The sequence below is a fragment of the Streptomyces sp. NPDC048270 genome (assembly GCF_040652335.1).
Lineage (GTDB): Bacteria > Actinomycetota > Actinomycetes > Streptomycetales > Streptomycetaceae > Streptomyces.
The window spans coordinates 55,938-79,630 of the sequence record NZ_JBEZLV010000005.1 but is presented as its reverse complement, the minus strand read 5'-3'; the positions used below and the strand labels follow the sequence as shown (position 1 = coordinate 79,630).

Here is a 23,693-nt window from a genome sequence, read left to right as displayed (position 1 = left end):
GCGCCCGAGGGCCGGGGCAGGTCCGGGGGCCGGCGTCGGTAGCCTGGGGGGATGCCCGAACCGAGGATCCGCCCGCTGGACCTGACCGATGACGCCACCGCGGCCGACGTGCACCGGATCGGGCTGGCGGCGTACGCGGTGGAGGCGGAGCTGATCGGCTTCGACGGCATCCCGGCGCTGGGCGAGAGCCTCGGCCAGATGCGGGCGCACCCCTTGAACTGGGTCGGGGCGGTCTGCGAGGACGGGGAGGTCGCCGGCTTCCTCGCGTGGGAGGAGCACACCGGCGGCGTCGGCATCGACCGGCTCTGCGTGGCCCCGGCGTGGTTCCGCCGGGGCATCGCCTCCCGGCTGCTCCGCCACGCCCTGGCGGAGCTCTTCCCCGGCCGCCCCGTCACGGTCACCACGGGCGCGGCCAACACCCCCGCCGTGACCCTCTACGCACGGGCGGGCTTCACCCGCGGCCGGGACTTCTCCCCCGCCCCGGGCCTGACCATGGCGTCGTTCTCCGCCGGCCCCGCCCCCGCCGGCCCCTCCGGCGCTTGAGCAGCAGGGCAGGCCGACCTAGTCCTCGTCGCCCGGCAGCGCATCCGCAGGATCGAACGCGTCGTCCAGCGACTTCATCAGCCGGTCCCGCTCCACCTCGTCCAGCGGCACCGGCGCCACGTCCGCCGCGTCCGTGAGCCGGCGGAACCCGCCCCGCCGCTGGAGCCGCCCGCTGACCCGGACCGGCAGGCCCACCAGGTGTGCGTGGCCCGCCACCCGGTACGCCTCCTCGTCCAGCGCGACCCGGACGTACGGGATCTCCGCCCCCGCCAGGACCCGCAGCCGGACCGTGCCCCCGCCGCCCGCCGCCGAGCGCCGCATCCGCACCACCGCACCGGCGATCCGGACCTCCACGGCCGGCTCGGTCCGGGTGTAGCGGTCCGCGGCCTCGCGGAGCACCGGCAGGTCGCCGGGCGAGAACTCCACCGGCTCCGGCCGGGCCGCACACCCCGCCGGGACCCCCGCCGCCGGAGCCCAGGCCAGCGCGACCCGGGCCCCCTCGGAGCCGCGGACCAGCGCGATCAGCGCATCGGTGAGCTCGCGGCTGACCCCGGCCCGCACGGCCGCGTCGAAGGCCTCCATGCCGCCCGTGGCCCGCCGGTAGTCCACCGCCTCGCGGGCCGCGTGCAGCGCGTGGTGCAGCCGGGTCACCGTCCCCCGCCCGCCGTCCACCGGCACGAACGCGGTCAGCCGCCGGCCGCCGGGCGACGGCCCCACCAGCACCCCGTCCAGGGCCCGTTCGGCCTTCGCCCGGTGCCGGGCGCCGTAGTAGCCCGCCCGTTCCCGGTCGGCGAGGGCCCCGGCCAGCAGCAGCCGGCGGGCGGCCGAGCGCAGCTGTTCCTGCACCGTCCAGTCGGCCTCGCCCCGCAGCCCGTACGCCCCTTCGGGGATCTCCCGCTCCCAGCGGACCTCGTCGCTCGGCACGCTCAGCCCGTACAGCACCTCCCGCGCCGAGGGCACGGAACTGCGCGAGAGCGCGGTCAGCGCCTCCTCCAGCAGGTCCGCGCAGTCGGGGAAGGTCCGGCTCTCGGGGACGAGCAGGCTGGTGCCCCCGGTGCCCGAGGCGTGGGCGGCGGGCGGGGTCCAGCGCCCGTAGCGCCCGGCGGCCCCGCCGCGCCGCAGCCAGCCGTGCCGGTGCAGCAGCGCGCCCAGCACGGCCGGGTCCACGTGCCCGGGGTCGGGCGCGGCGGAGGCGAACTCCGGGGACGAGAGCGGTTCGAGGTGCGGTGCGTGCCAGTTCATCAGGGTGTCCCTCCCGACCCGACCCGGGTCATGATCTCGCACAGCGCACGGTCGTCGAAGATCCGCGAGGTCGGGATCCGCACGGTGGTCCGGCGCCGGCCGGTCACGGGGTGTCCGGCGAGGTTGGTCCAGTAGCAGCAGTGCCGCAGGTCGAGCCGGTCGTGTCCGGCGGCGAGCCACTGGTCGCGCTCCCGCGGCACGAGCATCACGACGAGGATCTTGTGGACGGCGACCGGGGTGCGGGCCAGCTTCACCAGGTGCTCGTTGTCCAGGGTGAATCCGAAGGTGGGCCCGGCCGGCCGCGGCGGTATCTGGTAGGTCGCCTTCAACTGCACCTTGATGGTGACCTCGTCGTCGACGACGTGCTCGGGGGCGCCGTGGCTGACGTGCCAGTCGATGCCGTTGTCCGGGAAGGGCTGGGACAGCGAGCAGCCGGCCGCGGCCGCGACGGCGTGCAGGTATCCCACCTGGAGGGTCTCCATGCAGGCGGTGGTGGCGAGTGTGCCGCGCAGCGGTCCGCTCCGTGCCTCGCCCGGCGTGCCGGTGCGCGGATCGATCCGCCCCGCCAGCACCCCGCCCTGTTCGGGCTGCGCGAGCGCCATGGCCGGCTCCCCATGCCTTGCGGGCTCTGCCGTGGGTGGGTGGTGGAGTGACGGCCGGTCATGTGCACGGCCCCCCATGGGTGTTGTCTCCGCACCCGGGTCACCGCAAACGGCGTACGGGGCAAACAGCCCGGGTATCACCGAAGCGGGCAAGGGTGGCGTGTGCCGGGTGCGCCCCATCTGCCGATCGGGGACGAGGAGTTCGCCATGACACGCTGGTACGAGGGCCCGCTGGCCGCATTCGACACGGAGACGACCGGAGTGGACGTCGAGGAGGACCGGATCGTGTCCGCCGCGCTCGTCGTGCAGGAGTGCGCGGGCGGACGGGTCCGCACCACGCGCTGGCTGGTCAATCCCGGCATCCCGGTGCCCCCGGGAGCCACGGAGGTGCACGGGCTGACCGATGAGCACCTGCAGCGCCACGGCCGCTGGCCGGCGCCGGTGGTGGAGGAGATAGCCCGCGGCCTCGGCGAGCAGCAGGTGGCGGGCCGGCCGGTGGTGGTGATGAACGCGCCGTTCGACCTGACGCTGCTGGACCGGGAGTTGCGCCGGCACCGGGCGTCGTCGCTGACGCGCTACCTGGACAGCCGGCCGCTGACGGTGCTGGATCCGCGGGTGCTGGACAAGCACCTGGACCGCTACCGAAAGGGCCGCCGGACGCTGACGGACCTGTGCGCGCACTACGGGATAGAGCTGGAGGGGGCGCACGACGCGGCGGCGGACGCGCTGGCCTCGCTGGAGCTGGTGCGGGCGGTGGGGCGCCGGTTCGCGGCGCGCCTGGAGCGGTTGTCGCCGGCCGAGCTGCACACCCTGCAGGCCGTGTGGCACGCGGCGCAGGCGCGGGGGCTCCAGGCGTGGTTCGCGCGGCAGGGGACGCCGGAAGCGGTGGATCCGCACTGGCCGCTGCGGCCGGGACTGTCGACGGCCGCGTAGGCCCGGCCCCTGCCGCCGCTGCGGGCGCCGGTGACACGGCCGCCGCTGCGGGCCGGTGCCACGGCCGCCGGTCGGGCAACGTCCCGCGCAGGGGCCGGACATGCGGAAGGCCGGCCCATCAGATGACGGACCGGCCTCTCCCGGTGGGCGATACTGGGATCGAACCAGTGACCCCTTCGGTGTGAACGAAGTGCTCTCCCGCTGAGCTAATCGCCCGGGAACGCACTGAACAATACAGAAGCCTTGGGGCTGGTTCAAACCGCTTCCGGCGGACCCCTGGCGGACCGTGCGTACTCAGGGCGGATCTGAGTACGCACACCCATGTCCCGACCGCGTGACGGGCGCCACACTGCGAACCATGAACACCCCTCTGCCGCCGGCCGAAGAGCTGGCGCTCATCGACCGTGAGCTGGCTCAACTCGATGCCCGGCGCCTGTACTTGCTGGGCCGCCGGGACTGGCTGCTGCGGCTGCCGATCCCTCCGGTCTGGGCCCCGGCGGCGCCCGCGCGGCCCACGGAGGCTTCGGCCCCGAGCGCCCAGAACGTCCTGCTCACCCTGGGCGCGGTGCTCCTGGCCGTGGCCGCGCTGGCCTTCACGCTGCTCAGCTGGGGGTCCCTCGGGATCGCCGGGCGGTCGGCGGTGCTGGCCGCGGTGACGGCGGCCGCGCTGGCCGCCCCCGCGGTGCTGCTGCGCCGCGGGCTGGCCTCGACGGCGGAGTCGGTGGCGGCGGTGGGTCTGCTGCTGACCGTGCTGGACGCGTACGCGCTGTACGCGGTCGGCATGCCGGGCACGGACGGCACGGCGTACGCGGCCGGGGCGGCGGCAGTGCTGGCGGCGGTGTGGGCCGGCTACGGCGCGGCCCTGCGCGGGTTGCGGATCCCGCTGCCCGCGGCGGTGCTGGCGGCGCAGTTCCCGCTGCCGCTGGCCGCGCTGGCCGCGCAGGCGGGGCCCTCCGAGCTCGGCTGGGCGCTGCTGGCGACGGCCGCGCTGGACACGGCGCTCGCGCTGCGGACCCGGGCGGCGGCCGTCCCGGCGGCGGTGCTGGGGGCGGGGGCGCTGCTGATCGGCGCGGCCGGGTCCTGGTCGGCGGCCTCGGCCGACGACGCGCTGGCCCCGGCGGGGCTGCTACTGGCGGGTGCCGCGCTGGGTACGGCGGCGGCGTGGCGCGAGCCGCGCGCGTGGCCCGCCGCCCTGGCGGGCGGCCTGGCGGCGGTGATCGCCCTGGGCGGGTTGGCGCGCCCCGGGCTGAACGACGCGGTCTCAGGGGGCGCTTGGGCGGTTCTGGCGCACCTGCTGGCGGCGCTCCCGCTGCTGGCGACGGTACGGGTACGCGCGCTCCCGGCGCCGGTACGGCGCGGGCTGGGCCTGGCGGGTGCGGTGGCGGCCGGCCTGGCGGCGCTGGCGGCCGCGTCGGCGGCGGCTTCGGCGCTCGCGGCGCGGGCCGGGGTGCTGGGCGAGGTGTGGGCGGCGACGGAGCCGGTCCGGGACCCGCTGTGGCCGGGGGCGGCGGTGCCGGTGACGCTGCTGGTCGCGGCGGGGGCGGCCGGGTGGCTGTCCCGGGCGTGGGAGCGACCGGAGCCGGCGGCGGTGGCGGTGGTCCTGGCCTGGGCGGGGCTGTTCGCGGCTCCGGAGCTGCTCGGCCTGCCGGTCGCGGCGGTGTTCGCCGTCCAGACGGCGGTGACGGGGGCCGCGGGCGTGCTCGCCCTGCGCTCCCCGGAGCGCGCGGCCGCGATCGCGGCCGCGGGATGCGCCCTGCTCGGGGCCGTGAACGTGTCCCTGGGGGCGCTGGACGGCCGGGCGGCCACCTTCGCGGTGTGGGGGCTGCTGGGCGCGGGCTGCGCGGCTGGGGCGGCGTACGGGCCCGCACCGCGGCCGGTCAGGGCGGGCGCCGCGGTGTGCGCCGTCGGGTACGCCACGGGGCTGCTGGTGGCGACGGCCGCCGGGACGGACCTGGCGGTGGTCTGGTGGGCGCTGCCGGTGCTCGCCGTGCCGGCGGCGGTGGCGGCGCTCGGCCCCCGGCTCGGCGCGGTCCGGGTGCCGGCCGAGATCGCCGCGGGCGCGGCCGGTGTCCTGGCGCTCGTCCTGTCGGCGGGCCGCGCCGGAACCCTGGCGCTGGCCCTCGCCCTGGCCGGGGTGATCTGCTCGGGCGCCGCGGTGCGGGCGGACCGGCGGCGGCTGGGCTGGGCGGCGGGCGCCCTGCTGGCGGCCGCGAGCTGGGTCCGGCTGGCGGAGGCCGGGATCACGGCCCCGGAGGCGTACACCCTGCCGGTGACGGTGCCCGCGCTCGTGCTGGGCTTCGTGCGCCGCCGCAAGGACCTGGCGGCGTCCTCGTGGACGGCGTACGGGCCGGGGCTGGCCGCGACCCTGCTGCCGAGCCTGCTGGCCGTCCTGGCCGGCCCCCAGGCCGGGACCGCGAGCTGGCTGCGCCCGCTGCTGCTGGGGCTGTCCGCCCTGGCGGTGACCCTGCTCGGCGCCCACCGGCGGCTGCAGGCCCCGCTCCTGCTGGGCGGCGGGGCGCTGGCGGCGGTGGCGCTGCACGAGCTGGCCCCGTACGTGGTGCAGCTCGCGGGCGCTCTGCCGCGCTGGGTGGCACCGGCCCTGGCGGGCCTGCTGCTGCTGGCGGTGGGGGCGACGTACGAGAAGCGGCTGCGCGACGCCCGCCGCCTGCGGGACGCGATCGGACGGCTCGGGTGACCGGTGGAACCGGCCGGACCGGCGGAGAACGGCCGGAACCGGCCGGGACCGCGGAAACGCCAGAGGCCCGGAGACGGTGAAGTCTCCGGGCCTCTGGTCCGGGTGGGCGATACTGGGTTCGAACCAGTGACCCCTTCGGTGTGAACGAAGTGCTCTCCCACTGAGCTAATCGCCCGGACGCACCGCAAACATTACCGCATGTCAGCGGTGCTCCATGACCACCGCCGGCCGATCACTGGTCCTTGAGGTCCCAGGGCAGCACGAGGCCGTACTTCCACAGGTAGAAGCCGATCAGCGCGGCCGCGATCACGAGGCCCGCGCTGGTCAGGATGATGTTGCGGCGGCGGACCTTCGGGTCGAGCGCCTTCTGGGCGGCCTCGGTGACCTTGCGCTTGGTCCAGCGCAGCACCAGGTGCGCCCAGGCGAACTCGGTGGCCCAGATCGCCAGGCCCGCGAAGATCGCGACCCAGCCGGGGCCGGGCAGGACGAGCATGGCCACGCCCGCCCCGATGACGGCCAGGCCGACGATGAAGACGCCGACCTGCCAGCTCAGGTGCAGGCTCCGGCGGGCCTTGATGAAGGCGGGCGCCTTCGAGACGTGCACGTCTTCGGCGGCCGGCTCACTGCTCGCGGACTCGTTGGCCTCGCGGTCACTCCCCGTATTCATGAGGTCGAATCTACCCGAGCCGGAAGCACACGCGAACGGTGCTTTGGATCCGCCGTACGAGGGACCCAGAGGTCCGCAAAACGGTCAGAGGGGTTTACAACGGCACCGTAGGTGGCATGTCGATTTCGCCGACGTGCGAATCCCCGAGCGCACACTGAGCGAAAGGCCCTGGCGCTTATGAACACCACGGTCAGCTGCGAGCTGCACCTGCGCCTCGTTGTGTCGAGCGAGTCCTCACTGCCTGTTCCCGCGGGCCTGCGGTATGACACGGCCGACCCCTACGCCGTGCACGCCACCTTCCACACCGGCGCCGAGGAGACGGTCGAATGGGTATTCGCCCGCGACCTCCTCGCGGAGGGCCTGCACCGGCCCACCGGTACCGGCGACGTCCGCGTCTGGCCGTCCCGCAGCCACGGTCAGGGCGTCGTCTGCATCGCCCTGAGCTCACCGGAGGGAGAAGCGCTGCTCGAAGCACCCGCACGAGCACTCGAGTCGTTCCTCAAGCGGACGGACGCCGCGGTCCCGCCCGGGACCGAGCACCGGCACTTCGACCTCGACAAGGAGCTCTCCCACATCCTGGCCGAAAGCTGAGCCAGGCCCACCGCCGCGCGACACCGTCCGACTCGGGGCGACGGTGCGCGCGGGACAACCACATACGCGAGACCGGCGCTGTCCACGCGGGAGCCACCCGCGCGGCCGGCGCCGGTGTGCGTGCGGGGTCGTGATCGGCAGGGCACCCCCGGCACGAGTACCCGCTAGAGTCGGCCCCCAGCGGCGGCAGCAGCCCGTCGCCGCAGGCCCGGCCCCTGAGGGAGACCCCGTGCAGATCCCCCACGACACCCGTCGCGCGCTCGACGTCGTCGTCGCGCTGGTGAACACCGCGGCCGAGGCGGACCAGCCCGACGGGCTCTCGGACGTCAGCGCGCTGCGCGGCTTCGTCCAGGAGTACTCGATCAGCGACGTCGGCGAGCTCGGCGCCCGCGACCTGGCCGGGGTCCGCACGGTTCGCGCCAAGTTCGCCCAGGTCTTCGCGGCACCGAACGCGCGCGCGGCCTCCGTGCTGATCAACGAGCTGGTCGCGACGGCCGGCACCACCCCGCAGCTCACGGACCACGACGGCTACGACTGGCACGTGCACTACTTCGCACCGGGCGCCTCGGTGGGCGACCACCTCGCGGCCGACGGCGGCATGGCGCTGGCCTTCATCGTGGTCTCCGGGGAAGAGGAGAGGCTGCGCCGCTGCGAGGCCCCGGACTGCCGGCGCGCCTTCGTGGACCTGTCCCGGAACCGCTCGCGGCGCTACTGCGACAGCCGGACCTGCGGGAACCGGCTGCACGTGGCGGCGTACCGGGCCCGGCGCAAGGAGGCCGACGCGGGACACTCAGAGCAGGAAGAGGTCGTGCACGGCGGCCAGCAGCAGCAGGACGCCGATCACGCCTAGGAAGATCATCAGGGGCGGCTGGGAGAGCGCGAAGAGGCAGCCTCGCGGCTCCTCGGCGACGGGGGCGGGTACCGGCGCGGGCACCGAGGGCTCACTCTGGGATGTTTCGAGCATGTCGGGGCGATGATGGCGCAGTACGGGGCCATCCGTCCTTCAACACGCCATTTTCCGCGCGGGAGTTCGCCCGATCTCGTGGACCGCGGCGCTCCGGGGCCGGTCCGGGTCAGATCCCGTGCTTCTTGAGGATGGCCTCGATGTCGGAGAAGTCGTCCGCCGGGGCGGCCCGCGGTTCCTTGCGCCCGGCGGGCCGCGGACGGGCGCCGGAGCCGAGCGAGGGAGCGGAGGCGGCCGGTGCGACGGCCTGCGGGGCCGGGCTGCCCTGGGCGGCCCCGGCCGGCTTCCCGGCGGCGCCGAGCCTGCGGCGCTCGACCGCGCGGGTGGTCATGAAGAGCAGCCAGGCCAGCGCCAGCAGCCCGAAGCCGGCCCACACGGTCGGCTTGAAGACCATGCCGGACACCCACGCCACGACACCGGTCAGTACGAGGCCGACCGGCACCAGCGCGTACGCCGCGATCCGCGTGGCGGCCAGGAAGCGCCTGCGGTAGGCGGTCAGCGCGGCGATGCCCAGGCCCGCCGCGGACACCGCGGAACAAATGGTCTCGGCGAGCATGCGGTCCTCCAGGTGTGGACGGTCTGTCCCTGTCCATCCTGCCTCGCCCCCACCGGTACGGGCCAGGCGCGGGGCCCGAACCCGGGGGATCTCGGGGACATCTCCGGGTCGGGCCTCCTCCCCAGGGGGCGCATCGCCGGGTCGATCGGGGTGCGCGGGGGCTGGGAGACTGTCCACATGACCGATTCCGTGATCCTCGACGTCTGGTGCGAACTCCAGTGTTCGGACTGCCACAGCGCACTGGACGACGTGCGCGCCCTGCGGGCCCGCTACGGCGACCGGCTGGACATCCGGCTGCGCCACTTCCCCCTGGAGAAGCACAAGCACGCCTTCGCCGCGGCGCAGGCCGCCGAGGAGGCCGTGGAGCAGGGCAAGGGCTGGCCGTACGCGGAGGCCGTGCTGGCGCGCACCGCGGAGCTGGGTGAGCGCGGGGAGCCGGTCCTGCTGGATGTGGCGCGTGAACTCGGCCTGGACGTCGAGGAGTTCGACACCGCCCTGATCGACGGACGGCATATCCTGATCGTCGACGCCGACCAGGCCGAGGGCAAGGCGATCGGCGTCACCGGCACCCCGACGTACGTGATCGGCGGCGAGCGCCTGGACGGCGGCAAGAGCCAGGACGGCCTGCGCGCCCGCATCGAGGAGATCGCGGACCGGCTGCTCGCCTCCTGACCTCCGTCAGACGAGCGCCTTGATGGCGCTGACCGCGAGGTCCCGGTAGCCGAGCGACTCGTAGAGCCGCCGGGCCGGGGTGTTGCCCTCGACGACGTGCAGGCCCAGGGTCCGGGCGCCGGCGGCCCGCGCCGTGTGCTCGGCCAGCAGCATGAGGGTGCGGCCGTGCCCCCGCCCGCGGTGCTCGGCGGCCACCTCGACGTCGTAGACGTACGGGACGGGGCCGAGGCCGGGCAGGTCGCGCTCCCCCACCCACAGGGTGCCCAGGGTGCCGCCCTCGGGCCCCTCCAGGACGAGGAAGGTCGCACCGGGGGTGTCCCGCCCGGCCGGCAGCATCCGGGCGTGCTCGGCCCGCGAGGCGGCCAGGCCCTGTTCGGCGGTCATGCCCGGGGCGGTGAGGCGCCCGGCGTACTCCACGATGCCCGGCTCGAGCCAGGCGTCGAACTCGGCTTCCGTCATCGGGCGGCCCGTACTGTCCGCCGGGAGGGCGGGCGGCCCGTCGGGCAGGTTCTTGACCATGACCCGGCCGGTCTCCCGGTAGCCGAGGGCCGTCGCGAGCCGCAGCGCCCGGGGTGCGTCGGCGGGCACCGACACGGCGATGCTCGTGCAGCGCCAGGAGCGGAGCACTTCTTCGGCGGCGAGCGCGGCGACCGTGCCGCGCCCGCGCCCGCGGTCCGGTTCGTCGATCCACAGCCCCCGGATCACCCCGACCGCCGGCTGTGCGGCGGAGCGGGTGGCGAGTTCGAGGCTGCCGACGTGCCGGCTGTTGACCCGGACCGCGTACGTACGCGAGCGGGTGCCGTCACTGTGCTGCTGGAGCGGCTGCGCGGGCCGCAGGGTGGTGGTCATCACCTCGTGTTGTACCTGCCCGGCGGCCCCGCGTACACCGGGTTCACGGATCGAGGTCGGCCCCGGCCTTCGCGTCGAAGATCCGCATGGCCTCCGCGGTGACCGGTCCGGGGGCGGCGGCGAGCTCCCGGCCGTCGATCCGCAGGACCGCCTGGACGTCGCGCAGCGAGGAGGTCAGGAAGACCTCCTCGGCCCGCTCGAGCACGTCGAAGGGCAGGTCGGTCTCCTTGGCCCCGGCCCACTCGACGACCAGCGCGCGGGTGATGCCCGCCAGGCAGCCCGAGGCCAGGGGCGGGGTGTGCAGTTCCCCGTCGAGGACGACGAAGACGTTGGAGCCGGTGCCCTCGCAGAGGCGTCCCACGGTGTTGGCGAGGAGCGCCTCGGAGGCCCCGGCCCGGTGGGCGGCGGCGAGGGCGACGACGTTCTCCGCGTACGAGGTGGTCTTCAGGCCGGCCACGGCGGAGCGCTCGTTGCGGACCCAGTCCACCCGCAGGACGGCGGTGGTGTCCGGGCGCCGGACGGACTCCGCCACGGCGGCCACCAGGGTGGGCGCCGCGTTCCCGCGGTCGGAGCCGAGCGGGGAGAGCCCGCCGGTGTAGGTCACGCGCAGCCGCCCGAAGGGCATCGGGTTGGCTTCCAGTACGGCCGCGCACGCGCGGCGCACCTCGTCGAGGTCGGGATCCGGGAGGCCGAGACCGCGCGCCGAGCGGGTCAGCCGCTCGAGGTGGCGGGTCAGCGCGAAGGCCCGCCCGCCCTCCGCCTTGAGGGTCTCGAACACGCCGTCACCCACGGTCAGCCCGTGGTCGAAGACCGACACCTTCGCGTCGTCCACGTCCCGCAGCGCTCCATCGAGCCAGATTTTCACCGTACGGCTCCTCTCAAAACCCGGTCATCCCGTTCGTCCTGCCTGGTACGCCCCTGACGCTACCCGCAGGAGGCGGGCGGCCTTGAGTTCCGTCTCCGCCCACTCGCGGTCGGGGTCGGATCCCCAGGTGATGCCCGCGCCGGTGCCGAACAGCAGGCGGGGGCCGCCGGGAGCCGCCCGGTCGATCCAGAAGGTGCGGATGCCGACGGCGAGCTCCGCGGTGCCCCGGTCGGCGTCGACCCAGCCGATGCCGCCGCAGTACGGGCCGCGCGGGGCGGTCTCCAGGGCCTCGATGATCCGCAGGGCGGAGGACTTGGGCGCCCCGGTGACGGAGCCGGGCGGGAAGGCGGCGGCGAGCAGCTCGGGCCAGCCGGCACCGTCGGCGAGCTCGCCGCTGACCGTGGAGACGAGGTGGACCAGGCCCGGGTGCTCCTCGACGGCGCACAGCTCGGGGACGGTGACGGAGCCGGTGGCGCAGACCCGGCCCAGGTCGTTGCGCACCAGGTCCACGATCATCACGTTCTCGGCGTGGTCCTTGGGGAGCAGGTCGGCGACGGTGCGGCCGGTGCCCTTGATCGGGCCTGATGCGATGCGGCGGCCGGTGCGGCGCAGGAAGAGCTCCGGGGAGGCGGTGGCGATCTCGACGCCGTGGGCCCGTAGCCGAATCGTTCCTGCGAAGGGCGCGGGGTTGCCGCGGGCGAGCAGCGCCGTGAGGGCGTCGACGTCCGCGCCGGCGGGGTCGGGGAGCGGCGCGGACATCACGCGGCAGAGGTTGGCCTGGTAGACCTCGCCCGCCGCGATGTACTCGCGGATGCGGCGGACGCCGGCGACGTACGCGGCGCGGTCGAGCGAGCTGGACCACTGGTCCGCCTCGGGGCCCCGCCAGGCGCCGGGTCGCGGCACGGGGACGGGGTCGGGGCGTATGTCTCCGAAGCGCGCGCAGACGAGCCGCCCTTCGAAGTCGGCGGTCACCGCCCAGAAGCCGGAGGAGTCCAGGGCGGCGGGATCGCTGGTCACGTCCCGGAGGTCGGTCGCGAGGAGGCCGCCGAAGCGGGCCATGGGAGGCAGGTCGTGCACGGCTGCGAGTCTATGACCGGTGACGCGGCGGCGCCGGTGAGGTGACGGCGGGGTGACCGCCGGTGATCGAGCGGCAGCACGCTGCGGAAACGCGTTTTTGAGCTGGCCCCGGAATCCGCTAGAGTTCAACACGTCGCCAGGGAGCGAAGGGGAAAACCCCGGAGCCAACCCGGTGACCTGCGGACGTAGCTCAGTTGGTAGAGCACCACCTTGCCAAGGTGGATGTCGCGAGTTCGAGTCTCGTCGTCCGCTCGAAGTGGGGGCTTTCTTCCCGAGAACCCCTGCGGCTCCATGGTGGAGTGGCCGAGAGGCGAGGCAACGGCCTGCAAAGCCGTCTACACGGGTTCAAATCCCGTCTCCACCTCCAAGGACGATTAGCTCAGCGGGAGAGCGCTTCCCTGACACGGAAGAGGTCACTGGTTCAATCCCAGTATCGTCCACTGATCCGCAAGGATCCCCGCGCGATTAGCTCAGCGGGAGAGCGCTTCCCTGACACGGAAGAGGTCACTGGTTCAATCCCAGTATCGCGCACGCAGTACACGCACCGCCTGCTTCACCTGCGGCTCCATGCCGTTCCCGCGCGATTAGCTCAGCGGGAGAGCGCTTCCCTGACACGGAAGAGGTCACTGGTTCAATCCCAGTATCGCGCACCACCGGAAAAGCCCCGGCCGTCTCGACGGCCGGGGCTTTCGCGTGTCTCCCGGCAGCGGGAGGAGGCGGTCTCAGGAGGAGAAGAGCATCCGGCCGAAGCCGCCCTTCCGGTGGCCGTGGCCGTGTCCGCCGTGGTGCGGGGCGCCCCAGGCCGGGGCCGGGGCCGCGTGCGGGGCCGGGTAGGGGGCCGGGGGTGCGGCGGGCGGCGGCACCTGGCCGTACTGGGCCGTGTACTGGGACTCCAGGCGGGTCAGCGCCTCCAGCTCCCCGTAGTCGAGGAAGATGCCGCGGCAGCCGCTGCACTGCTCTATCTGGACACCGTTGCGGTTGTAGGTGTGCATCATCGCGTGACACTTCGGACACTGCATGACCGGATCAACTCCTCGCCGTGGACGTCGCCATCGGATGCATGCCCGGTGGCGGGAGACTCACCCTACGGCGCAGGCGCGGAGTCCAAGTCGGCCGGGAGGGCCGCGATTCGGACACAGGCATTAGCCATCAGCCGTTCCCCGTCGTCGAGTCGGCGGCCGCCCTCCGCGGCCTTGGCCACGGCCAGGGCGGCCGTCTGCACGGTGAGCGCCCGGGCGGCGAGGTCGAGTTCCGGCCAGGGGTCGCTGCCGGGCGGACCGGCCGCGGGGCCGCCGGCGGACCGGTAGGCGTCGAGGAAGCGCAGCCAGGTGGCGGTGTCGAGCAGTCCGGCGGCGTACCAGGCGGCCGGGCGGGCCAGGTCCCACGCGGGGGCGCCGAGACCGAGGTCGTCGACGTCGATGAGGAGCCAGGCGCCCGCCGGCGCGGGATGGCGCACCAACTGCCCCAGATGCAGGTCTCCGTGGCACAGGGCCCCGCCGGGCGGTGGCTCCGCCCGGCCGCGCGCCCAGGCGGGCAGGGTCCTGGCGGCGGCCCGTACGGCGCGCGTGGCGGCGGGTTCGGTCCCCAGGGGCTCCGCACGCGCCAGGCGGTCCAGCGCGCGGGCGAGCTTGGCCGGCCCGCGCATCGGCGGGACCGGGCCGGGGACCGCGTCGGGCGGTGTCCGGTGCAGGGCGGCCAGCAGCCGGCCGGCCTCCTCCCAGGGCGCCCCCTCGGGCCGCTCCGGATCGACCGGGGCTCCGTAGGGCCACAGGGAGGCCGGCCGGCCGTGCACGGATCCGGCCCCGGGGCGCAGGGGCGCCAGCAGCACGCCGGCGAGGGCCGGGTGGGCGGCGATCCCCAGCCGTACGGCGAGGGCGTCCCGGTCGGTGTCCTCGGCGTGCGCCTTGGCCACGGCCGCCCCGCAGCGCACCACGGTCCCGTCGTGCCGGTCGGCGAGGAGCTCGTACTCCCCGCGGCGGCCGTCCGAGGCCCAGGCCGCGAGGGCGGCGGGCAGCGCGGGACGGCTCACGTGCCCGATGGTTCGTCGCTCGTGCCGTCGTTCCCGGTCATCGGGCCCTCCCTCTTCCGGGGAGAGGGTACGGCCGGTGCGCGGGCGGGCGCGAGAAAAAGGGTGCTGCCCGTCCGACTCCCCAGTCGTACGGACAGCACCCTTCACCTGCCGTCCGGCGTCACGCCCCCGTCCCCACGGGGTGTGACGGGCCGATACCCGGGCCGCTCTCCCGGGCTGGGGCGCCGCTCAGCGCCCCAGCATCGCGCCCACGGACGACGCCTGTGCCGCCACCTGGTCGAAGCCTCCGAAGAGGAAGAGCAGGAGTGCGGCCAGGGGGAGCACCATCGCGGCGGCCACCAACGGGTGCCGCGTGCCGGACTCATGGCCGTTGAACGCGAATGCCTTGCGTCCCTGCCGTGCGATGTCCGCCATGGCCCTCTCCCTGTGGTTGACAGCGGCGGGCTTTTGACCTCGGGGGACGAGTGCGCCACCCGCCGCTTGTCTTCAACACTAGGGGCGCGGAGGGTTCCCGGCCTCATGCCCTCGTACCCATTGCCGGGCCTCCAGGAGGATGACGGGCGGCGGTCGGTGTACTCCCCTGGGTGGAGACCGCTCCCCCGGTGTCGGGGTCTACCCGGAGGGGGTCAGCGCAGGGTGGTGACTTCGCTCACTTCCGTCACTCCCTGTTCATGCGAGTCCGCCGGTGGGGCGCGGGCGCGACCGGCCGGCCCGTTCACGCCGTCCGGGCACCCGCGTCCCGGACTGGGACGCCCAAGATCGCCCAACCCCCTTGCCCGGAGCCCGGATTGATCAAACAGCCCACCCCGGGCCCCGGACCGGCCGGAATCCTTGAGGGACCCTCAAGTGTGCTGCTGCGCACTGACAATCGAATCCCCCGGCGAGGGCGCGGCCTCTGAGCGCACATGCCGGATGGTCCGTAAGCTGTGCCACGTCAACAGGACGACCGGTCAGCGGGGTGGACATGGCGATGATGCGGCTCCGGCGCGAGGACCCGCGTGTCGTCGGCTCGTTCAGACTGCACCGACGGCTCGGCGCCGGCGGCATGGGCGTGGTCTACCTGGGATCGGACCGGCGCGGACAGCGCGTCGCGCTCAAGGTCATCCGGCCGGATCTGGCCGAGGACCAGGAGTTCCGCTCCCGGTTCGCCCGCGAGGTGTCCGCCGCCCGCCGTATCCGCGGAGGATGCACCGCACGCCTGGTGGCGGCGGATCTGGACGCCGAGCGGCCGTGGTTCGCCACCCAGTACGTGCCCGGGCCCTCGCTGCACGACAAGGTGGCCGAGGAAGGACCCCTGACGGCCGCGCAGATCGCCGCCATCGGCGCCGCGCTCTCCGAGGGCCTGGTCGCCGTGCACGAGGCCGGGGTCGTCCACCGCGACCTCAAGCCCTCGAACATCCTCCTCTCCCCCAAGGGCCCCCGGATCATCGACTTCGGGATCGCCTGGGCGACCGGGGCGAGCACGCTGACCCACGTGGGCACGGCCGTCGGCTCCCCCGGCTTCCTCGCGCCCGAACAGGTGCGCGGCGCCGCCGTCACCCCCGCCACGGACGTCTTCGCCCTCGGCGCCACCCTCGCCTACGCGGCGACGGCGGACTCGCCCTTCGGGCACGGCAGTTCCGAGGTCATGCTGTACCGGGTGGTGCACGAGGAGCCCCATCTCGTGGGGGTCCCGGACGCGCTCGCGCCCCTCGTACGGGCCTGCCTGGCCAAGGATCCCGAGGAGCGGCCCAGCACGCTCCAGCTGTCGATGCGGCTCAAGGAGATCGCGGCCCGCGAGGCGCAGGGGCTGTCCGACGGGCGCCCGCCGGCGCAGCGCGCCCGCGTGGAACGGCCGACCGGCCGGCTCGCGGAGGAGTACGCCGACCAGCGCACGGAGCGCCGTACCGGCGGTTCGAGTGCGCCCCGGCCGCAGGGCGGACCGCAGAGCGGGCCTCCCTCGCGGCCCTCGTCCTCCCGCAATCCGCGCACTCCCGGCGGCCCGTCCTCCCGGCCGACGGCGGGGCGTACGGGCGGCCGCCCCGGCCCCCGCACGACGGGGACGGGCCGACGGCCCTCGCGGCCCGACCCGAAGCTGATGCGGCAGCGGCTGATCGTGTTCGTGGTGGTCACGCTGATCGTGGCCCTGGGAATCGCGGCCGCCCAGAAGTTCTGATCCGGAGGGCCGGAGCCCTGGGCGCGGGCCCCGGGCGTGGGCGCCGGGCGTGGGCGCCGGGCGTGGGCGGCTACCCGCCGGCGCGGCCCTGGGCCACCGCGTAGAAGGCCACCGCGGCGGCGGCGCCCACGTTCAGCGAGTCCACGCCGTGCGCCATGGGGATGCGCACCCATTCGTCGGCGGCGACCAGTGCCTGCGTGGACAGGCCGTCCCCTTCGGCGCCGAGCATCAGCGCGACCCGCTCCAGGGACTGGGGGGCGGCCACGTCGATGGGCGAGGCCTTCTGGTGCGGGGTGAGGGCCAGCAGCTTGAAGCCGGCCTCGCGGACCGAGTCCAGGCCCTTGGGCCACGCGTCCAGGCGGGCGTAGGGGACGGAGAACACCGCGCCCATGGAGACCTTCACCGAGCGGCGGTAGAGCGGGTCCGCGCAGTCGGGCGACAGCAGCACCGCGTCCATGCCGAGGGCGGCGGCGCTGCGGAAGATGGCCCCGATGTTGGTGTGGTCGTTGACCGCTTCCATGATGACGACCCGGCGGGTGGCGCCCAGGAGCTCCTCGGCCGTCGGCAGCGGCTTGCGCTGCATCGAGGCGAGGGCGCCGCGGTGCACGTGGTAGCCGGTGACGCGTTCGGCGAGCTCCGGGCTGACGGCGTAGACCGGGGCGGGGAGTTCGTCGATGACATCGCGCATGACGTCGACCCACTTGGCGGAGAGCAGCATCGAGCGCATCTCGTACCCGGCGTCCTTGGCCCGTCTGATGACCTTCTCGCCCTCGGCGATGAAGAGGCCTTCCGCGGGCTCGCGCCTGCGCCGGAGTTCGACGTCGGTCAGGCCCGTGTAGTCGCGCAGGCGCGGGTCGTCGGGGTCCTCGACGGTGATGAGATCAGCCACAGGGTGATACTGCCTTGTCCTGGGTGCGGTGCCAACGGCCTGTCAGGCGCTGGTAGTGGGTCGGGCGCCGGGGTCGAGGACGGTGACGACCTCGCCGATGACGATGACGGCGGGCGGGCGGACCTCCTCGGCGCGGACCGTCTCCCCGACGGTGGCGAGGGTGGCGTCCACGCGGCGCTGGGTGGCGGTGGTGCCCTCCTGGATCACGGCGACCGGGGTCCCGGCGGGCTTCCCGTGGCGCACGAGGGCCTCGGCGATCGAGCCGATCTTGTCGACTCCCATCAGGATGACGAGGGTGCCGGTGAGCTTGGCGAGGGAGGCCCAGTCCACGAGGGAGCGCGGGTCCTCGGGGCCGACGTGGCCGCTGACCACGGTGAACTCGTGGGCCACGCCCCGGTGGGTGACCGGGATGCCGGCGGCGCCGGGCACCGAGATGGAGCTGGAGATGCCGGGGACGACGGTGCAGGCGATGCCGGCCTCGGCGAGCGCCTGGAGCTCCTCCATGCCGCGGCCGAAGACGTACGGGTCCCCGCCCTTGAGGCGGACCACGGCCTTGCCGGCCTTGGCGTGCTCGATCAGGGCGTTGTTGATGGCCTCCTGGGCCATGTACCGGCCGTAGGGGATCTTCGCGGCGTCGATGACCTCGACGTGCGGGGGGAGCTCGTCGAGCAGGTCGCGGGGGCCGAGCCGGTCGGCGATGACGACGTCGGCCTCGGCGAGGAGGCGGCGGCCGCGCACGGTGATGAGGTCGGGGTCGCCGGGGCCGCCGCCGACGAGGGAGACGCCGGGGGCGTGGGCGCGGGCCGCCGTGAGGGAGCCGTCGCGCAGCCCTTCGACGACCGCGTCGCGGACGGCGGCGGAGCGGCGCGGGTCGTTGCCGCTGAGCACGGCGACGGTGACGCCCTCCACCCGGCCGGTGGCCGGGGTCCAGGCGGTGGCGGCCTCGGCGTCGTCGGCCCGCACGCACCAGATCCGCTCGCGCTCGGCCTCGGCGGAGGCGCGGTCGTTGGCCTCGCGGTCCCGGGTGGCGATGAGTGCGTACCAGGCCCCGGCGAGGTCCCCGTCCTCGTAGCGGCGGCGCTCCCAGCGGATCTCGCCGGTCTCGGCCATGGCGTCCACGGAGGGGGTGGCGGAGGGCGAGACGAGGACGATGTCGGCGCCGGCCGCGATCAGCGCGGGGAGGCGGCGCTGGGCGACCTGTCCGCCGCCGATGACGACGACACGGCGACCTGCGAGTCTCAGGCCGACGGGGTACGCGGGGTGTTCAGCCATGGGGGTGCGGCTCCTGGTGCGGCGGTCGTCTTGTGGCTTGCCGCTGCGGCGATGGAGCGGCGGGCGTATTGACGTGCGGTGATGTGGTGCGGGTCCACGATACGGCCCGGCGGTGGCGGGGGCGCGGGCCGGGCCCGCTGCGCGGGGCAGCGGGGCTGCGCCCCGGACCCCGCGCCGCAAACGCCGGCGGGGCCGGCTGCGGCTGCCGCCGTCCGCCTCGGCGGGGCTACCCGGTCCCGCCGGCCGGTGCGGCGCGGGGGTCCCCCGGACGGAGAGTCTGGGGGAGCCCCCGGTAGCGGCGCCGCAGCGGTTACTTCTCCGTGACGCCCGCCGAGTCGAAGGTGGCGACCTCGTGCATCGCGCGGGCCGCGCTCTGGACCAGTGGGAGGGCCAGCAGGGCGCCCGTGCCCTCGCCGAGGCGGAGGTCCAGGTCGACCAGGGGGCGCAGGCCGAGCTTGTTCAGGGCCGCGACATGGCCCGGCTCCGCGCTGCGGTGGCCCGCGATGCACGCCGACAGGGCCTCGGGGGCGATGGCCCGGGCCACCAGGGCGGCCGCGCCCGCGCTCACGCCGTCCAGGATGACCGGCGTCCGCAGGGAGGCTCCGCCCAGGAGGAGGCCGACGATCGCCGCGTGCTCCAGGCCGCCGATGGCCGCCAGGACGCCGATCGGGTCCGCCGGGTCCGGCTGGTGGAGGTCCAGGGCGCGGCGTACGACGTCGACCTTGCGGGCGTGGGTCTCGTCGTTGATGCCCGTGCCGCGGCCGGTCACCTCGGCAGGGTCGACCCCGGTGAAGACCGAGATCAGCGCGGCGGACACGGTGGTGTTGGCGATGCCCATCTCGCCGGTGAGCAGGGCCTTGTTGCCCGCCGCGACCAGGTCGCGGGCGGTCTCGATGCCGACCTCGATGGCCGCGACGGCCTCCTCGCGGGTCATCGCCGGGCCGACCGAGAGGTCGGCGGTGCCCGGGCGGACCTTGCGCGGGAGCAGGCCGGGGGTGGCGGGCAGGTCGCCCGCGACGCCGACGTCGATCACGCAGACCTCGGCGCCGACCTGGTTGGCGAAGGCGTTGCAGACCGCGCCGCCGCCCAGGAAGTTGGCCACCATCTGGGTGGTGACCTCCTGCGGCCACGGGGTGACGCCCTGGGCGTGCACGCCGTGGTCACCGGCGAAGATCGCGACGGCCGCGGGCTCCGGGATCGGCGGCGGGCAGACCCGGGAAAGGCCGCTGAGCTGGGCCGAGATGATTTCGAGCATGCCCAGGGCCCCGGCGGGCTTGGTCATGCGCTTCTGCCGCTCCCACGCCTCGCCGAGCGCCTTCGCGTCGAGCGGGCGGATGCCGGCGACGGTCTCGGAGAGCAGGTCGTGCGGTTCCTCGCCGGGCAGCGCGCGGCGCCCGTACGTCTCCTCGTGGACGACCCAGGACAGCGGACGGCGCTGGGACCAGCCGGCCTGCGCGAGTTCGGGCTCCTCGGGGAACTCGTCGACGTAGCCGACGCACAGGTAGGCGACGACCTCCAGGTGCTCCGGCAGACCGAGCGCGCGGACCATCTCGCGCTCGTCGAAGAAGCTGACCCAGCCCACGCCGAGGCCTTCGGCGCGTGCGGCGAGCCAGAGGTTCTCGACGGCGAGGGCCGAGGAGTACGGGGCCATCTGCGGCTGGGTGTGCCGGCCGAGGGTGTGGCGGCCGCCGCGGGTGGGGTCGGCGGTGACGACGATGTTCACCGGGGTGTCGAGGATGGCCTCGATCTTGAGTTCCTTGAACTGCTTCGCCCGGGCCTTGGGCAGGGAGTTCGCGTAGGCCTCGCGCTGGCGCTGGGCGAGCTCGTGCATCGTCCGGCGGGTTTCCGCGGAGCGGATGACGACGAAGTCCCAGGGCTGGGAGTGGCCGACGCTGGGGGCGGTGTGGGCCGCTTCCAGGACGCGGAGCAGCACCTCGTGCGGGATCGGGTCGGTGCGGAAGCCCTTGCGGATGTCGCGGCGCTCGCGCATGACGCGCAGGACGGCCTCGCGCTCGGCGTCGTCGTAGGCGGGAGCCGGGTCGCCTGCGGCGGGCTCGGCGGACAGGAGCTCGGGCTGGGCTTCGGGCTCGCCTTCGGCGGCCTGCGGCTCGGATTCCAACGGCTCGGCACCCACCGGCTCGGTCTCCACCGGGGCCTGTGCGTGGACCGGCTCGGCCGGGGCGGGCTCCGCCGGGGCCACCGCGACGGGCTCGGCCGGGGCGGGCTCCGCGGCCAGGGGCTGCGGCTCCGTGGTCGGCGTCTCGGGCTGCACCGCTGCGGGGGCGGGCGTCACGAGCGCGACCGGCTCGGCGGCGGCCTCGGGCCGGGCCGACTCCGCGGGCGCCGGCTCGGCGAGGGGCTGGGCGTGCTCCGGCGGCTGGACCACCGTTTCCGCGGGGGCGGACGCCGGGGCGAACTCCGGCTCGGCCTGCGGCTGGGGCTCGGGCTGCGGCTGGGGCTCGGGCTGCGGTTCCGGAGCGACGGCCTCGACCAGGACGGGGGCCGGCACGGGCTCCGCCTGGGCGACGGGCGCGGGAGCCGGTTCCGGCTCGGGTACGGCTGCGATGACCGGCTCGGGCACGGCCGCCATGACCGGCTCGGGCACGGCCGCCATGACCGGCTCGGGCTCGGCGGCCACGACCGGCTCCGGCTCCTGCACGGCGGCTACGGCCGGCTCCTGCCCGGCGGCCGCGACGGGCTCCGCCGCAACCGCCAGGTGCAGCTCCGGTACGACCGCCAGGTGCGGCTCCGCCGCAACCGCCGGGATCGGCTCCGGTACGACCGCCAGGTGCGGCTCCGGCTCCGGGGCGAGCACCGGCTGGGGCTCGGGCAGGGCCTGCGGCACGGCTTCGGGCTCGGCCGCCGCGAGGGGCTCGACGGCCGCGAGCGGCGGCGTCGGCTCCGGGGCCCACGGGGCGCCGGCCTGCGGCGGGATGTCGGTCAGCTGCGGCGCGGGGGCCGCGGGGACGTCCAGGTACTCCGGACCCGTGGTCGGCGGGCCGGACCGGCGCACCGGGGCGGGCGCCGCGGCGGGACCCCGGTCCGCGAGGGACCGTACGACTCCGCCGGTGGCCTCGGGCACGGGCGGGCCCATGTGCAGCGGACGCCGGACCGGAGCGGCCGGGGCGGCGGCCTGGGCCGGGGCGGCGGGCGGGGGCACGACGAGTCCGCCGAGGTCGAGCGCACCGGAGTCACGCCCGCCGGCCTCGTGGGCGCCGGCGCCGTAGGACGGGAACTCGGGGTAGGCGGCCGGCTCGTGGTAGGCCGGAGCCTCCTGGTAGGACGCCTCGGTGCCGTACGGCGCCTCGGCGTACGGGGAGGGCTCGACGGGGAAGGCGGGGGCCGGCGGGACCACCTGCGGGTCGCTCCACGCGCCCTGGCCGCTCGGCATCAGGAGCAGTTCCTCGTCCTCCGGACCGGCCGGGTCGTCCACGAGGTCCTGGAAGGCGTAGCCGGCGGGCAGCGGGGGCGGGAGCTGGACCGGAGCGGGGATGCCCTGCTGATCCACCATGCCCGCGTTGTCCGGGTGACCCTCGCCCGGGACCTGGCCGGTGTCAGTCATGCGTACCCCTCGCCCATCGGTTTTGCCTCTTCGATCGCCCGGTCGCCCACGAGGCCGCCCCACCGGATTCCCGTACGGGGTTGCCCTGCGGCGCCCTTGCCGCACGTGCGCCTGCGCGACAACCACTAAGCATTGTCGCGCCCGTTCGCCACCGCGGCGGCCATAACCGCCACGGTCCACTGTGGACTGCGCCACGTCGCGCGTCGTCCGGTGTCGTGATGCCCGAATCGTCCAGGGCAGTACGACGATCGGCCAGCCTACCCCGGCCCTGCCCTCAGCGGGTCCTGGGGCGCTCGGCAGCCAGTAGGAAGACGACGGAGCGCTCCTGTTCGGCCCAGGTACGGGTGTCCAGGCCCACGGACTGGAGCAGCGCGCACTCGACGGCGTACCCGTGTTCGGTGAGGGCGCGGCCGATGGCCTCGGCCTCGTCGCGGGTGGAGGCGTGGCTGACGATCCGTTCGGGGCGGCGGTCGGCGACGGCGGCGACGACCGCGGCTCCCCCGCCGCCCACGCGGACGACGTCGGGCTCCGGGAGGTTCTCCAGGACGTGCGGAGCCCGTCCGGCGACGACCTGGATCTGCACTCCGCGCTGGCGGGCGGCGGCAGTTGCCCGTGCGCAGGCCTCCGGGTCGGCGTCGACGGCGATGACGGCGGCGCCGAGTACCGCGGCGTCCACGGCGACGCCGCCGGAGCCCGCTCCGATGTCCCAGACGAGGTCGCCGGTGCGCGGGCCGAGCCGGGCGAGCTGTGCGGCCCGCAGCTGGGCGGACTCCCCTTCCCCGGTGTCCGCCTGGGGGCGGGCCCATCCGCGGTCGCCGGAGCGGGCCCGCTCGGGGCTCTGGCCGAGCAGCCAGCCGGGCTCCGCGGACAGGGCCTGTCCGGTGCCCCCGCCGCCGATGACGATGACGACGTTCGGGTCGCGCCAGGTGTGGTCGGCGGCCTTGTCGGAGGTGAGGACGCTGACCTGCTCCCGGTCGGTGCCCAGTTCCTCGCAGATGACGAAGGTGCGGTGGACCCCGTCGAGGAGCAGGGCGAGTTCGGCGGGGCCGGCGCCGGGCGAGGTGAGGACGGCGACCTTGCCGTGGGCCCGGATGACGTTGACGGCGCGGCGCAGGGTGCGGGGGTGGGCGACGACGACCTGGGCGTCGTCCCAGGGCATTCCGGCGCGGGCGAAGGCGGCGGCGACGGAGGAGACGGCCGGGACGACCTCGACCTCCAGGCCGTGCTCCGGGGCGCGCAGCGTGCGTACGACGCCGAAGAAGCCGGGGTCGCCGTCGGCGAAGACGACGGCGGTGCCGCGGTGGCCGGCGATGCGGCGGGCGGCGAGGCCGAGGCTGCCGAGGCGGATGCGCTCCGCGGTGGGCGGGACCTCGGGGAGCGCGAGGTGGTGCGCCGCGCCGGCCACCAGGGTCGCGGCGGAGAGCGCGGACCGGGCGGCCGCGGTCAGGGGCGAGCCGTCCCAGCCGATCACCGTGACCCGGTCGGCCATCGTCGTCTGTCTCCTGGTCCGGGAGGGGCCACCTCGCTGCG

General features: G+C 75.2%; 22 protein-coding genes and 7 tRNA genes. 12 read left to right on the top strand and 17 right to left on the bottom strand.

Features of this window, described 5'->3' with window-relative positions; translation table 11 throughout:
- Positions 1-51 precede the first annotated feature (51 nt).
- Complete coding sequence (locus AB0D66_RS07165) at positions 52-543, top strand: GNAT family N-acetyltransferase (protein WP_362297878.1); 492 nt, start codon at positions 52-54, stop codon at positions 541-543.
- A gap of 18 nt (positions 544-561) precedes the next feature.
- Here the strand turns inward: AB0D66_RS07165 and AB0D66_RS07160 are convergent, their stop codons facing one another.
- Together AB0D66_RS07160 and AB0D66_RS07155 are read right to left on the bottom strand one after the other, a co-directional pair.
- Positions 562-1,785 carry a hypothetical protein gene (locus tag AB0D66_RS07160; protein ID WP_362297875.1) on the bottom strand — a complete coding sequence of 408 codons (1,224 nt, stop codon included), beginning with the start codon at positions 1,783-1,785 and terminating at the stop codon, positions 562-564.
- Positions 1,785-2,387, bottom strand: coding sequence for a DUF4365 domain-containing protein (locus tag AB0D66_RS07155; protein WP_362297873.1), 603 nt, complete (start codon positions 2,385-2,387; stop codon positions 1,785-1,787). Before AB0D66_RS07155 ends, AB0D66_RS07160 begins: the two co-directional genes overlap by 1 nt.
- 207 nt (positions 2,388-2,594) lie before the next feature.
- On the opposite strand from AB0D66_RS07155, the gene AB0D66_RS07150 reads away from it, so the two are divergent.
- Positions 2,595-3,320, top strand: coding sequence for a 3'-5' exonuclease (locus AB0D66_RS07150; RefSeq protein ID WP_362297870.1), 726 nt, complete (start codon positions 2,595-2,597; stop codon positions 3,318-3,320).
- 144 nt (positions 3,321-3,464) lie between these two features.
- Here the strand turns inward: AB0D66_RS07150 and AB0D66_RS07145 are convergent.
- Positions 3,465-3,536, bottom strand: a tRNA-Val gene (locus tag AB0D66_RS07145).
- Between the two features lie 142 nt (positions 3,537-3,678).
- Between AB0D66_RS07145 and AB0D66_RS07140 the strand changes: the two genes are divergently transcribed.
- On the top strand, positions 3,679-6,015 hold the full coding sequence (locus tag AB0D66_RS07140) for a hypothetical protein (protein ID WP_362297867.1): 2,337 nt from the start codon (positions 3,679-3,681) through the stop codon (positions 6,013-6,015).
- Between the two features lie 103 nt (positions 6,016-6,118).
- On the opposite strand, the gene AB0D66_RS07135 is transcribed toward AB0D66_RS07140, so the two are convergent.
- A tRNA-Val gene (locus tag AB0D66_RS07135) sits at positions 6,119-6,190 on the bottom strand.
- A 57-nt stretch (positions 6,191-6,247) separates the two neighbouring features.
- On the bottom strand, positions 6,248-6,682 hold the full coding sequence (locus AB0D66_RS07130) for a TIGR02611 family protein (RefSeq protein WP_362297864.1): 435 nt from the start codon (positions 6,680-6,682) through the stop codon (positions 6,248-6,250).
- 177 nt (positions 6,683-6,859) lie between these two features.
- Between AB0D66_RS07130 and AB0D66_RS07125 the strand changes: the two genes are divergently transcribed.
- On the top strand, positions 6,860-7,273 hold the full coding sequence (locus tag AB0D66_RS07125; protein WP_030011909.1) for an SsgA family sporulation/cell division regulator: 414 nt from the start codon (positions 6,860-6,862) through the stop codon (positions 7,271-7,273).
- A gap of 229 nt (positions 7,274-7,502) precedes the next feature.
- On the top strand, positions 7,503-8,123 hold the full coding sequence (locus tag AB0D66_RS07120) for a CGNR zinc finger domain-containing protein (protein ID WP_069919494.1): 621 nt from the start codon (positions 7,503-7,505) through the stop codon (positions 8,121-8,123).
- On the opposite strand, the gene AB0D66_RS07115 is transcribed toward AB0D66_RS07120, so the two are convergent.
- Together AB0D66_RS07115 and AB0D66_RS07110 are read right to left on the bottom strand one after the other, a co-directional pair.
- Entirely contained in the window at positions 8,064-8,237 is a 174-nt protein-coding gene (locus tag AB0D66_RS07115; protein WP_362297860.1) for a hypothetical protein, read from the bottom strand. The two genes, AB0D66_RS07120 and AB0D66_RS07115, sit on opposite strands and share 60 nt — an antisense overlap.
- 109 nt (positions 8,238-8,346) lie before the next feature.
- Entirely contained in the window at positions 8,347-8,793 is a 447-nt protein-coding gene (locus AB0D66_RS07110; RefSeq protein WP_362297857.1) for a hypothetical protein, read from the bottom strand.
- 177 nt (positions 8,794-8,970) lie between these two features.
- On the opposite strand from AB0D66_RS07110, the gene AB0D66_RS07105 reads away from it, so the two are divergent.
- Positions 8,971-9,465 carry a DsbA family protein gene (locus AB0D66_RS07105; protein ID WP_362297854.1) on the top strand — a complete coding sequence of 165 codons (495 nt, stop codon included), beginning with the start codon at positions 8,971-8,973 and terminating at the stop codon, positions 9,463-9,465.
- A gap of 6 nt (positions 9,466-9,471) precedes the next feature.
- Here the strand turns inward: AB0D66_RS07105 and AB0D66_RS07100 are convergent, their stop codons facing one another.
- The 3 genes from AB0D66_RS07100 to AB0D66_RS07090 are packed head-to-tail and all read right to left on the bottom strand — an operon-like array spanning position 9,472 to position 12,256.
- Positions 9,472-10,314: a GNAT family N-acetyltransferase gene (locus AB0D66_RS07100; RefSeq protein ID WP_362297851.1), complete on the bottom strand. Its 843-nt coding sequence runs from the start codon at positions 10,312-10,314 to the stop codon at positions 9,472-9,474.
- Between the two features lie 43 nt (positions 10,315-10,357).
- Positions 10,358-11,179, bottom strand: a complete 822-nt coding sequence (locus AB0D66_RS07095) for an aminodeoxychorismate lyase (RefSeq protein WP_362297848.1) — start codon at positions 11,177-11,179, stop codon at positions 10,358-10,360.
- Between the two features lie 24 nt (positions 11,180-11,203).
- A complete protein-coding gene (locus AB0D66_RS07090) occupies positions 11,204-12,256 on the bottom strand; it encodes a chorismate-binding protein (RefSeq protein WP_362297845.1) in 1,053 nt (350 codons plus the stop codon).
- Between the two features lie 179 nt (positions 12,257-12,435).
- Here AB0D66_RS07090 and AB0D66_RS07085 point away from each other — a divergent pair.
- The 5 genes from AB0D66_RS07085 (at position 12,436) to AB0D66_RS07065 (ending at position 12,909) form a co-directional block, all read left to right on the top strand.
- Positions 12,436-12,508: transfer RNA gene (locus tag AB0D66_RS07085), tRNA-Gly, on the top strand.
- Between the two features lie 41 nt (positions 12,509-12,549).
- Positions 12,550-12,623: transfer RNA gene (locus AB0D66_RS07080), tRNA-Cys, on the top strand.
- A 1-nt stretch (position 12,624) separates the two neighbouring features.
- A tRNA-Val gene (locus tag AB0D66_RS07075) sits at positions 12,625-12,696 on the top strand.
- Positions 12,697-12,715: 19 nt separating this feature from the next.
- Positions 12,716-12,787, top strand: a tRNA-Val gene (locus AB0D66_RS07070).
- 47 nt (positions 12,788-12,834) lie between these two features.
- Positions 12,835-12,909, top strand: a tRNA-Val gene (locus AB0D66_RS07065).
- Positions 12,910-12,978: 69 nt separating this feature from the next.
- Here the strand turns inward: AB0D66_RS07065 and AB0D66_RS07060 are convergent.
- From AB0D66_RS07060 to AB0D66_RS07050, 3 genes are all read right to left on the bottom strand, one after another.
- On the bottom strand, positions 12,979-13,275 hold the full coding sequence (locus AB0D66_RS07060; RefSeq protein ID WP_362297842.1) for a zf-TFIIB domain-containing protein: 297 nt from the start codon (positions 13,273-13,275) through the stop codon (positions 12,979-12,981).
- Between the two features lie 65 nt (positions 13,276-13,340).
- Positions 13,341-14,270: a phosphotransferase gene (locus AB0D66_RS07055; protein ID WP_362298288.1), complete on the bottom strand. Its 930-nt coding sequence runs from the start codon at positions 14,268-14,270 to the stop codon at positions 13,341-13,343.
- A gap of 243 nt (positions 14,271-14,513) precedes the next feature.
- Positions 14,514-14,699 carry a hypothetical protein gene (locus AB0D66_RS07050; RefSeq protein WP_361760868.1) on the bottom strand — a complete coding sequence of 62 codons (186 nt, stop codon included), beginning with the start codon at positions 14,697-14,699 and terminating at the stop codon, positions 14,514-14,516.
- Positions 14,700-15,249: 550 nt separating this feature from the next.
- Between AB0D66_RS07050 and AB0D66_RS07045 the strand changes: the two genes are divergently transcribed.
- Entirely contained in the window at positions 15,250-16,440 is a 1,191-nt protein-coding gene (locus tag AB0D66_RS07045) for a serine/threonine-protein kinase (RefSeq protein ID WP_362297839.1), read from the top strand.
- A 70-nt stretch (positions 16,441-16,510) separates the two neighbouring features.
- Here the strand turns inward: AB0D66_RS07045 and AB0D66_RS07040 are convergent, their stop codons facing one another.
- The 4 genes from AB0D66_RS07040 to cbiE form a co-directional block, all read right to left on the bottom strand.
- Entirely contained in the window at positions 16,511-17,329 is an 819-nt protein-coding gene (locus AB0D66_RS07040) for an RNA methyltransferase (RefSeq protein WP_362297836.1), read from the bottom strand.
- A 42-nt stretch (positions 17,330-17,371) separates the two neighbouring features.
- Positions 17,372-18,601 (bottom strand): uroporphyrinogen-III C-methyltransferase, encoded by a 1,230-nt coding sequence (gene cobA, locus AB0D66_RS07035; protein WP_362297834.1) that lies wholly within the window; start codon positions 18,599-18,601, stop codon positions 17,372-17,374.
- A gap of 310 nt (positions 18,602-18,911) precedes the next feature.
- Positions 18,912-22,163 (bottom strand): nicotinate-nucleotide--dimethylbenzimidazole phosphoribosyltransferase, encoded by a 3,252-nt coding sequence (cobT, locus tag AB0D66_RS07030; RefSeq protein WP_362297831.1) that lies wholly within the window; start codon positions 22,161-22,163, stop codon positions 18,912-18,914.
- A 274-nt stretch (positions 22,164-22,437) separates the two neighbouring features.
- Positions 22,438-23,652, bottom strand: a complete 1,215-nt coding sequence (gene cbiE / locus AB0D66_RS07025; RefSeq protein WP_362297829.1) for a precorrin-6y C5,15-methyltransferase (decarboxylating) subunit CbiE — start codon at positions 23,650-23,652, stop codon at positions 22,438-22,440.
- Positions 23,653-23,693: the final 41 nt, after the last annotated feature.